Below are 9,739 nucleotides of genomic sequence, written 5' to 3'. Positions count from 1 at the left end.
CGGTACAGGAACCCGAGACGCTCGACGCAAGCGCCCCTGCCGCCCCAGAGCCGGGAGGGCTGGTCGAACGAGTCCATGCGCAACTCTACGACATGGTCCTCAAGCATGAGATCCCGCTCGGCACGCCGATATCAGAGCGCCAGCTTTCGCTGCAGCTGGGCGTGTCGCGCACGCCGCTGCGTGAAGCATTGCGACGGCTCGAGGGAGAAGGCTTCATCCGCCGCAATCGCGGCGTGCTGGAGGTGCGCCGCATCACGCTCGAAGAATTCCTCGACCTGCTCAAGATCCGCAAGGTACTCGAGGCAGAGGCGGCCGCGCTCGCTGCGGGCTCCATCGATCCCGCCACGGTCGACGACCTGCGCCAACGCCTGACCCAGCTGGCCGAAGAGGAACACCCCGACAACCATGAGCGCGTGTCGCTCGACCTCGAACTACATCGCACCATTTGCGCCGCGTGCGGCAACGAAACCATGGCCAAGCTGATCGAGGAGCTGCGCCGCAAGTCCATGCTGTTCGCAACGCCTCCGGCGCCACAGGACTTCCGTGCCTCCGTGGCCCAGCACCTGGCGTTGCTGGAGGCCCTGTCCGCCGGTGACGCCGCACGCGCGCGGCAGGCCATGGCCGATCACCTCGACAAGACCTTGGCCAACGTTCTTTCCCGTCTTCTCAAGCGCTGAGCGCTTGCTGGCCCCACCCCCTTCCATGAGTGAACCCATCATGACCGACACCGCGAATGACACCGCCAAGCTTCCCTTGATGTTCCAGCCGATCACCTTGCGCGGGCTGACCGTGAAGAACCGCGTCGTCGTCTCTCCCATGTCCCAATACAGTGCCGTGGACGGCTGCCCCACCGACTGGCACCTGGTCCACTTGGGCAAATTCGCGACCGGCGGCGCGGGCATCATCTTCTGCGAGGAAACTTCGGTTTCGGAACGCTCTCGCAAGACCTACGATTGCCCGGGCATCTACACCGACGCCCAGGCCAAGGCTTGGCGCCGCATCACTGACTTCATCCGCAGCCAAGGCGCGGCCTCCGCCATCCAGTTGGGACACGCGGGCCGCAAAGTCGCCACGCGCGCACCTTGGGACGGCTTCGCGCCGCTGGGCCCTGAGGATGCGAAAGTGGGCCGTCCGCCCTGGGCGGGCCTGGCGCCCAGCCCCATACCCTTCAAGGAAGGGGCCATGGTTCCCAAGGAAATGGACCACGACGACATCCGCTACGTGATCCAGCTGCACGTCGACGCTGCCAAGCGCTCCCTCGATGCCGGCTTCGACATCTGCGAGATCCACGGCGCGCACGGTTACATCATCCAGCAGTTCCTGTCCCCCATCACCAACCATCGCACTGACGGATACGGCGGCGACATTGAAGGACGCATGCGCTTCTGCCTGGAGCTCGTCGAAGCCGTACGCGCCGTCTGGCCGGCCGACCGGCCCCTGTTTTTCCGCGGTTCGTGCGTGGACGGACGGGGCGGCATCTGGAGCATGGATGACACGGTGGTATTGGCCGCCCGCCTGAAGGAGCGCGGCGTAGACGTTTTCGACTGCTCCTCGGGCGGCATCGAAGGTCCGCTCACCCTGCACGTCGTGCCTCGCGTGCCGGGCTATCACGTCCCGTTCGCGAGCCGCATCCGCAGGGAGGTTGGCATCCGGACCATGGCCGTGGGCCTGATCCGCGAAGCCGAGCAAGCCGAAGGCTATTTGCAAGCGGGCGATTGCGACTTCGTTGCGCTGGCGCGCGAAATGATGTGGGACCCGAACTGGGCCGTGCATGCGGCAGCCACGCTGGGCGTACCCAACCCGCACAACCTGCTCCCTCGCAACTACGCGTGGTGGCTGCAGCGACGCGCAGAAACGCTCGCGCTGGCCGCCAACGCCCAGCAGCGCTAAGCGGCGCCCCTTCCGTCCGGTCCCGGGAGTCGCTGCTTGCCATCTGGAACAAGTTCGGCAGGACCGCACCGGGACCAGACGACAGTCTTTTGCGGGAGCTACGGCAGACGGCTTTTTTCGGCGCTCGCCTGCCTGCGGGCCGCTGCCACCGCCGCCCGCCGCGGCGCCTTGTGGGTTTTCCAAGCTGGCCCGATGAGGCGCATGCCAACGGTGCGCTTGACGGCGGAAACGACGTAAAGCCCACCGCAAACGGGCCACCATCGCTCTCCCGCGCGCTCCATGAAAGCGTATCGGCGCAGCCATTTGTCCGTCCGGCACGGCGGCGCATATACCCCGAAGCGGCCGCTTTCCACTTCGAACGACAAAAGCTTCAGCCAATCCTTCAAACGCACCGGCGACAACGGCTGCACGCCGGCCGGCAAGAATGGACGGCCGCGCCCGAGCATGCGCCCGGCACCCCACAGGCTCCAGGGGTTGAATCCGGTGATCACCAGGCGGCCTTCCGGGATGAGCACGCGTTCAGCCTCCCGCAGGACTTGGTGCGGATCGGACGAACACTCGAGGGTGTGGGGCAACACCAGCAGGTCCAAGCTTTGCGTATCGAACGGCAAGGCCTCCACGTCGGCAACCACGAAAGCGTTCCAGCGCTGTCGCTGGACCTCGGTCGGCATGGCCCCGGCGACGTACCCCTTGAACGGCATGCGATTGGCGCGCAAGGCATCCAGCTCGGCCAATCCCGCCTGCATGGCATGGAAGCCAAACACGTCGGAGACTGCCTCGTCGAGGCGCTCCTGCTCCCAAGCCAGGGCATGGCGGCCGGGGTCGGTCGCCAACCACGCAGCTAGTTCTACAATCGGAGTGTCCTGGACGTCAGACGGCAGCATCGAAATGAAAGACTCGGTGAAAGAAAGCAAGCATTCGGCCGGCATCCACGATGCCGGGACGAGAGCGGGAATTAGCGGTATCCCTGCCTTCAATGACAATTATCTGTGGCTGGTCAGGCAAGGTACGCTGGCGGCCGTCGTGGATCCGGGCGACGCCGCGCCTGTCATGGCGGCGCTGCAGCAGCAGCGGGTGCAGCTTCGTGCCATTCTACTGACTCATCACCACAAGGACCATGTCGGTGGAGTCCTGGAGTTGGTCGAACGAACCGGTGCCACCGTATTCGGCCCGGCTAGCGAGAAGCTGCCCCATTGCGACCGCCGGCTCTCCCAGGGCGACCGCGTGACCCTGCCCGAGCTGGACCTGGACCTGGAAGTCCTCGACGTGCCTGGCCACACGGCAGGCCACATCGCGTACGCCGGGCGGGCGGGAGGCGTCGAGCCGCTCGTATTCTGCGGCGACACGCTGTTCGCCTCGGGTTGCGGACGCCTGTTCGAGGGCACGCCGCGGCAAATGCATGAATCGCTCGCGAAGCTGGCCGCGCTGCCGGACGAGACCCGCGTCTACTGCGCGCACGAATATACGCTGTCCAACCTGGCCTGGGCGCGCGCCGTCGAGCCGGACAACGCCGCACTTCGCGAATGGCATGAGCAGGCCGGCCAAATGCGGGATCGCGACCAGCCCACCGTTCCCACGACCTTGGGTCTCGAACGGCAGGTCAACCCCTTCCTGCGCACGGCGCATCCCCAGGTCGCGGCGGCGGCGGCGGCCCACGCCGGCAAGCCGCTGGCGGATGAGGTGGAGGTCTTCGCTGCGCTCCGCGAGTGGAAAAACCATTTCCGGTAGAGCTGTGCGCATCTTGCTCCCATCTGTTTGCAATCGCTGCCAAAAGCCGTGAAGTTGTAAAAACGGGTTGACGAGGGCTGCTGCCGGTTCGTACTATGCCGCGCTAAATACCCCATCATTCCCGTGGCCGGAGGCCTCCTGGCCAACCTGGAAGAGCCTGCGGCTCCTTAATTTTTTGAAACTGTCTCCCCTGGCCCCGTCTCCCCGTTGACGAGGCCAAGCGAGGCACGTGGTCAAGGACAACATCAACATGCAATTGCGCCCCCGCGGCCTATGGAATCTGCGGGCGGGCGTCCTTCTTGGCCGTCCAGCCTCTTCGCTCAGTCCCCTGCTCGCCGGGTGCGTGATGGCCCTGGCCGGTTGCGCCTCGGTGCAGGGCCCGGCAGCTTCCGGCACCGCCGGCCAGGCGCCGGTCGCCCAGCCCGGCGCGATCGATGCTGCCGCGCACCAGCCCGCGCCGGCGGGATTTTCGTCCCAACGCACCGCCCGCGCGGCGGATGCGGCGCATGGGACGGGACGCCGCATCGACGCTCCGCTGGCCCGCGCCTCCAGCGATGAAGGACTGCAGCCCGCCACGGTCGACCTGACGGTCCAGCCGCCTGACATCTGGACCCGCATCCGCCGCAGCTTCGCGGTGCCGAACATCGATACCCCGCTGGTCAAAGAGTGGGAGAACTTCTATGCGTCGCGCCCCGATTACTTGCGGCGCTCGGCCGAACGCGCCGGCAAATACCTCTATTACATCGTCGAAGAAATCGACCAGCGGGGCATGCCCACGGAGCTCGCGCTGCTGCCTTTCGTGGAAAGCTCCTACGACCCTTGGGCGCTGTCGCGGTCGCAGGCCTCGGGCCTGTGGCAATTCATCCCGGCTACAGGACGCGGCTTCAACCTGAAGCAGGACTGGTGGCGCGACGAGCGCCGGGACCCCATCGCCTCCACGAAGGCGGCCATGGACTATCTGCAGTACCTGTTCGACTTCCACGGCGATTGGCACCTGGCGCTCGCCTCCTACAACTGGGGCGAAGGGTCGGTCAAGCGCGCCATGGAGAAGAACGCCGCGCGCGGGCTGCCGACCGACTACCTGTCGCTCGACATGCCCGACGAAACGCGCAACTACATCCCGAAGCTGCAGGCCATCAAGAACATCATCTCCGATCCCGAGGCCTACCAGATCTCGCTCCCGGCGATCGAGAACCAGCCGTACTTCGTCACCATCACCAAGAGCCGGAACATCGACGTCAAGCTCGCCGCGCAGCTCGCGGAAATGCCGCTGGAAGAATTCAAGGCGCTCAATCCCTCGTTCAACCGCGGCGTCATCCTCGGCAGCGACGAGCCGACGCTGCTGCTGCCGGCTGACCGCATCGGCATTTTCGAGGCCAACCTCCGGGCGTACAACGGCGCGCTGTCGTCCTGGCATACCCATAAGCTGCAGCGCGGCGAAACCTTGGCCAGCGTGGCAAAGAAATACGGCACCTCGGTCGCCACCCTGCGCCGGGCCAATGGCCTGGGCTCGCGCTCGAAAATCGGCGCGGGCGACATCCTGATGGTCCCGACCGGCAAACAGGCCGAACCGACGCTGGTGGCGAGCACCGGCCCGACCCCCATGCGGGCGTCTGCCACCGGGAGCCGGGCGGCGAAGGCGAACGTGCGCACGCACAAGGTCCGCAAGGGAGAAACGCTCAGCTCCATCGCCCGCAAATACGGCACCTCGGTCAATCAGCTGCGCTCGCTGAACCGGATCAAGGGCTCCTCGCTGAACGTCGGCCAAACCCTGCAAATACCCGGCACGGGCGTCAGGGGGTGAGGCGGAGGCACCCGCCGGCACGCAGCAGCGTGCGGGCGGGCCGTATACTCTCGCTATTGATTACTCGTTTCACAGGAACCCTCCGAACATGGGCTTTCTCGCCGGTAAACGCATCCTGGTCACCGGGGTGCTGTCCAATCGCTCCATTGCCTACGGTATCGCCAAGGCTTGCCGCCGCGAAGGCGCGGAACTCGCGTTCACCTACGTGGGCGAACGCTTCAAGGATCGCATCACCGAGTTTGCAGCCGAATTCGACAGCCAGTTGGTCTTCCCCTGCGACGTCGCGGAAGACGCCCAGATCGAAGCCGCATTCGCGGAGCTCGGCAAGACCTGGAACAAGCTCGACGGCCTGGTGCACGCCATCGGCTTCGCGCCGCGCGAAGCGATTGCCGGCGACTTCCTCGACGGCCTCACGCGCGAGAATTTCCGCATCGCCCACGACATCTCGGCCTATAGCTTCCCCGCCATGGCCAAGGCTGCGTTGCCCCTGCTGCAAGGTCCCGAGGGCAAGGGCCCGGGCGCGGTGCTGACGCTGAGCTACCTCGGCGCGGAGCGCGTGGTAGACAACTACAACACCATGGGCGTGGCCAAGGCCGCGCTCGAGGCCGCCACCCGCTACCTCGCCTCTTCGCTCGGCCCCCGCGGCATCCGCGCCAACGCCATCTCGGCCGGCCCCATCAAGACGCTGGCGGCAAGCGGCATCAAGGATTTCTCCAAGATCCTGAATTTCGTGGAAACCTACGCCCCCCTGCGCCGCAACGTCACCATCGACGACGTCGGCAATGTGGCGGCTTTCCTGCTCTCGGACCTCGCAGCGGGCATCACGGGCGAGGTGACGCACGTCGACGCCGGGTTCTCGACGGTCGTCCCCGGCATAGGCTGATCTTTCGCATCTTGCGGCTCCGGCCGGGGCCGCAATCTCCCCTCAGCCTTCCCGTGGCACGAAGGCGCTCCTGTCGATCCCGTGCCGCTGCAGCTTGTCGTAGAAAGTCTTGCGCGGGATGCCCAGGGCCTGCAAGGTGGCTTTGACGTCGCCCCGGTGCCGCGCCAACGCTTCCCGTATCAGTTCCGCCTCATAGCGCTCCACCCGCTCAGGCAGGGAAGCCTGCTGCGGCGCATCGTCCTCTCCCGTTTCCTCGATGCCCAGCACCACGCGCTCTGCGTAGTGCATGAGTTCGCGCACGTTGCCGGGCCAGGCATGCGTGCGTAGATGATGACGGACGGCGGGCGTGACCGCCGGCGGCTCCATCTTGAAGCGCGCAGCGGCCTGGGACGCGAAATAGGCGAACAAGAGCGGGACGTCCTCCCTGCGCTCCCGCAAGGGCGGCACCCTGACCGTCACGACGTTCAGTCGATGAAACAAGTCTGCCCGGAACGTACCGCGCTGGGCAGGATCGCTGAGGTCCACCTTGGTCGCGGCCACGACGCGCAAGTCCACGGGCCGCACTTCGTTCGTCCCGAGTGGCGAAACGGTTCGCGTTTCCAGCACGCGCAAGAGCTTGACCTGGGCCGACAGGGGCATGCTCTCGATTTCATCGAGGAACAGCGTCCCGCCGCTCGAGTACTCGATGCGGCCAACCCGCCGCCGCTGTGCGCCGGTGAAGGCCCCGGCCTCGTGGCCGAACAGTTCGCTTTCCAGGACCGTATCGGGCAACGCCCCGCAATTGAGCGCGACGAAAGGATGAGCGTGGCGCGCGCCCCAGGCATGCAGCGCCTGGGCGACGACTTCCTTGCCAGCGCCGGTCTCGCCTAGCACCAGCACGTCTACGTCCGCAGTCGCCAGGTGCCGCAGGGTCTTGCGCAGACGCTGCATGGCGGGTGCTTCGCCGATCAAGGGCAAGTTCTCGCCCGCTTCCTGCGCGAGCCGCGTAAGCCGGCGGTTGTCCAGTACCAGGCGGCGCTTGTCCAGCGCGTTGCGCACCGTCGTCGCCAGCCGCTCGGCCGGATAGGGCTTGGCGAGAAAGTCGTAGGCGCCGTCGTGCATGGCCGCCACGGCCATGTCCACATCGCCGTGGCCGGTAATGAAAATCACTGGCAGGTCGGGATCCTTTTCGCGCAGGCGGCGAAACAACTCCAGGCCGTCCATGACGGGCATGCGCACGTCGGTCACCACCACCCCTGGGAAATCGGCCGATACCCGCTCCAGCGCCTCGGCTGCCCCGCCGGCGGCCTCCACGTCGAACCCGGCCAACTCCAGCGTCTGCAAATTGGCCGCGCGCATGGCGGGGTCGTCATCCACGAACAGTACGCGGTTGACGGGAGCGGTAGACGGCTTCGGGGGAACGGAGGAACGATCGGCGTTCACGAGGTGGCCTCGGGAAGGTGAATGGTGAAACGGGCGCCGCATCCGGGCTGGGACTGGACCGACAGCGAGCCGCCGAAATCGGCCACGATGTCCCGGCTGATCACCAGGCCCAAGCCTAGGCCGCGCGGCTTAGTCGTCTGGAAAGGCGTGAACAGCGATGCCGTGATGCTCTCGGGAAGGCCCGGGCCGTTGTCGGCCACGACGAGTGCGACGCGGGAACCATCCCGATAGGCGCTCACCGTGATCCGGGGCTCCGCAGCCTGCTCAAGCGCATCGATCGCGTTCTGCAGGAGATTCACCAGCACTTGCTCGAGGCGAACCCGCTCCGCCTTCACGGCCAGCCCAGGCTCGGACGCCGAGCGGTGAAGCGCGATGCCGCGACGGCGCAACTGAAACCCCACCAAGGTCAGCGCGCCGTCGATGGCGACCTCCACCGGAACGCGGCCGTCCGCCACCGGGGCGCTCTTGCGGGAAAAAGTGCGGAGCTCGTTGGTGATGACGCCTATCCGCTCAGTCAGCGCAGCGATCGCAGCCATGTTGCCGCGCACGCGATCCAGGACGCCTCGCTCCAGGAACACCGCCGAATTGTCGGCATAGCTCCGGATGGCCGCCACCGGTTGGTTGATTTCGTGCGCGACGCCGGCGGTGATTTGCCCCAGGAAAGCCAGTTTGTTGGCTTGGACGAGCTCCTCCTGCAACGAGTGCAGCTCGGCCTCGGCCCGCTGCCGGTCTTCCATCTCGGCACGCAATTGTGCATTGGCCTCGCGCAGCTCCCGCGTGCGCGCCGCCACGCGGGACTCCAACTCCTGGCGTATGGCTTCCTGCGCGCGCACGCGATCCTGGATGCGATGCCGCCTGTGCATCCAAATGCCCGCCGCAAGCAGCGTGCATAGCACGGCCAGCGCGGCCTTCAGGCGGGCATCCGCCACGGCGCGCTCGGTGGCCTCGCCCGTCGCGCTCAGGAGATGGAATTGCCATGGCTCCCCCGGTACCGGGGCCTGCACGTGGAGGAAGGGTTCTTCGTCGCGCCCTGGAAGCTGCACCGTCACCCGGCCGGCCGAGTCCGGGCGGAGGGGCAGCGGCGTCAACGGCGCGTCGCCGAATTGCAGGCTCGTCCGCAGCGCCTCCCGCTCTTCGGGAGAAAGCGGCCTTTCAGTCAGGAAGCGCCATGATTCGACAGACGACAACAACACCACGCCGCGCTCGTCGGTGACGAATACAGGCGCCGGGAATTTGCGCCAGCCCGCTTCGACCGTGCCGAACTCGACCTTGACCACGATCACGCCCAGCGGGCGGCCGTCTTGCTCGAGCCGGCGCGCGAGATACAGGCCGGGCTCATTGCTGACATTGCCCAAGGCGAAGTACTCGGAGCGGCCCGCGTGGACAGCTCCCTGGAAATAAGGGCGGAAGGCGAAATTCGAACCGACGAAACTCGCCGGCAGATTCCAGTTACTGGCGGCTACGCCCGTCCCGCTCAGGTCGAGCAAATAGATGACGGCAGCCCCCGTGTCCCGGCTCAGGGCCTCGAACTTCAAGTTCAACGCCTGATAGCCTGCCGGATCGCCAGACAGCAGCGCACCTTTCACTTCGGAATCCTGCGCCAGCACGAAAGGAAGCGAACGCTGCTTGTCGAGCTCGCTCGTCAACAGCGTGACCTTGAGGGCAGCGGCAGCGCTCGCGTCGTCCAATAGGTCGGCATGCGCCTGCTTGCGACCGACGTGCCCGGCGCCCCACAAGGCAACGAGCAAGACCGCAGCGCCCGCAAGCGCAAAAAGGATCCACGCGCGGCGGTGGCCCGCCAAGGTGGGCGCGGGAACGCTAGGAGAAAAAGGAGTGGAAAAGGAAGACATCTCGGAGAGGCCGTTGTGCGAATTATCGCACTCCCTTCTTGCCATTGGGCGGAAATCCGCACATCCGGCATGGAATGAAGCCGGCCTGAAAAAATTTTCTTTAACTAAATCAATAGGTTAGAAGAAACGACCTCCTCACCTCGCCCGGCATGGGGATTGCAA

General features: G+C 66.1%; 8 protein-coding genes. 5 read left to right on the top strand and 3 right to left on the bottom strand.

Going from position 1 to position 9,739, the window contains the following annotated elements:
* Both IRZ12_RS12220 and IRZ12_RS12215 read left to right on the top strand, forming a co-directional pair.
* A partial coding sequence (locus tag IRZ12_RS12220; RefSeq protein ID WP_296468785.1) for a GntR family transcriptional regulator occupies positions 1-677 on the top strand: 677 nt, incomplete at its 5' end.
* 40 nt (positions 678-717) lie between these two features.
* A complete protein-coding gene (locus IRZ12_RS12215) occupies positions 718-1,890 on the top strand; it encodes an NADH:flavin oxidoreductase/NADH oxidase (protein WP_296468783.1) in 1,173 nt (390 codons plus the stop codon).
* Between the two features lie 98 nt (positions 1,891-1,988).
* On the opposite strand, the gene IRZ12_RS12210 is transcribed toward IRZ12_RS12215, so the two are convergent.
* Positions 1,989-2,774: a class I SAM-dependent methyltransferase gene (locus tag IRZ12_RS12210; RefSeq protein WP_296468790.1), complete on the bottom strand. Its 786-nt coding sequence runs from the start codon at positions 2,772-2,774 to the stop codon at positions 1,989-1,991.
* 43 nt (positions 2,775-2,817) lie between these two features.
* Here IRZ12_RS12210 and gloB point away from each other — a divergent pair, with 43 nt between their 5' ends.
* The 3 genes from gloB (at position 2,818) to fabI (ending at position 6,305) form a co-directional block, all read left to right on the top strand.
* Positions 2,818-3,618 (top strand): hydroxyacylglutathione hydrolase, encoded by an 801-nt coding sequence (gloB, locus tag IRZ12_RS12205; RefSeq protein WP_296468788.1) that lies wholly within the window; start codon positions 2,818-2,820, stop codon positions 3,616-3,618.
* A gap of 250 nt (positions 3,619-3,868) precedes the next feature.
* Positions 3,869-5,422 carry a LysM peptidoglycan-binding domain-containing protein gene (locus tag IRZ12_RS12200; protein WP_296468781.1) on the top strand — a complete coding sequence of 518 codons (1,554 nt, stop codon included), beginning with the start codon at positions 3,869-3,871 and terminating at the stop codon, positions 5,420-5,422.
* Positions 5,423-5,510: 88 nt separating this feature from the next.
* On the top strand, positions 5,511-6,305 hold the full coding sequence (fabI, locus tag IRZ12_RS12195) for an enoyl-ACP reductase FabI (RefSeq protein ID WP_296468779.1): 795 nt from the start codon (positions 5,511-5,513) through the stop codon (positions 6,303-6,305).
* Between the two features lie 42 nt (positions 6,306-6,347).
* Here the strand turns inward: fabI and IRZ12_RS12190 are convergent, their stop codons facing one another.
* Positions 6,348-7,727 (bottom strand): sigma-54 dependent transcriptional regulator, encoded by a 1,380-nt coding sequence (locus IRZ12_RS12190; RefSeq protein ID WP_296468777.1) that lies wholly within the window; start codon positions 7,725-7,727, stop codon positions 6,348-6,350.
* Positions 7,724-9,475 (bottom strand): ATP-binding protein, encoded by a 1,752-nt coding sequence (locus IRZ12_RS12185; protein WP_296468775.1) that lies wholly within the window; start codon positions 9,473-9,475, stop codon positions 7,724-7,726. Before IRZ12_RS12185 ends, IRZ12_RS12190 begins: the two co-directional genes overlap by 4 nt.
* Between the last annotated feature and the right edge of the window lie 264 nt (positions 9,476-9,739).

The sequence above is a fragment of the Pigmentiphaga sp. genome (genome assembly GCF_019689535.1).
In the GTDB taxonomy this organism is placed as follows: Bacteria; Pseudomonadota; Gammaproteobacteria; order Burkholderiales; family Burkholderiaceae_B; genus Pigmentiphaga.
The sequence above is the reverse complement of the archived record's forward strand: the minus strand, read 5'-3'. Positions and strand labels throughout refer to the sequence as shown.